This window comes from Streptomyces apricus (assembly GCF_008369065.1).
Lineage (GTDB): Bacteria > Actinomycetota > Actinomycetes > Streptomycetales > Streptomycetaceae > Streptomyces > Streptomyces apricus.
Map to the genome: position 1 here is coordinate 1 of NZ_VDFC01000300.1, position 540 is coordinate 540.

1 protein-coding gene is annotated in these 540 nt (G+C 71.3%); it reads left to right on the plus strand.

Annotation, left to right across the window (positions count from 1 at the left end; genetic code table 11):
* Positions 1-540: SDR family NAD(P)-dependent oxidoreductase (locus FGF04_RS39795; protein ID WP_149516235.1), on the plus strand; the 540-nt coding region annotated here is incomplete at both ends.

Consider the following 540-nt stretch of genomic DNA (forward strand, 5'->3'; position numbering starts at 1 on the left):
GCCCCAGACCGCTGAAGTACCCGCCCCCTGGGACGCCACAGGCACCGTCCTCATCACCGGAGGCACCGGCGGCCTCGGCGCCCTGGTCGCCCGGCACCTCATCACCCACCACGGCATCCAGCACCTCCTGTTGACCAGCCGCCGGGGCATGGCGTCCCCCGGTGCTGGTGAGTTGGTGGCGCAGTTGTCGCAGCTTGGTGCCACGGTGCGGGTGCAGGCCTGTGACGTGGCTGACCGTGGCGCGCTGGCCGTGCTCTTGGCCGGGATCGATCCCGAGCATCGGCTGACGGGTGTGGTGCATGCGGCGGGGGTGCTGGACGATGCCCTGCTCGCGGATCTGACGCCGCAGCGGCTGCAGAGGGTACTTGCACCGAAGGCGGATGGGGCCTGGCACCTGCACGAACTCACCCAGGACATGAACCTGACCGCGTTCGTGCTGTTCTCCTCCATCGCCGCGCTCCTGGGCGGCGTGGGCCAGGCCAACTACGCCGCCGCCAACGCCTGCCTGGACGCCCTGGCCCAGCACCGCCAGCGCCTGGG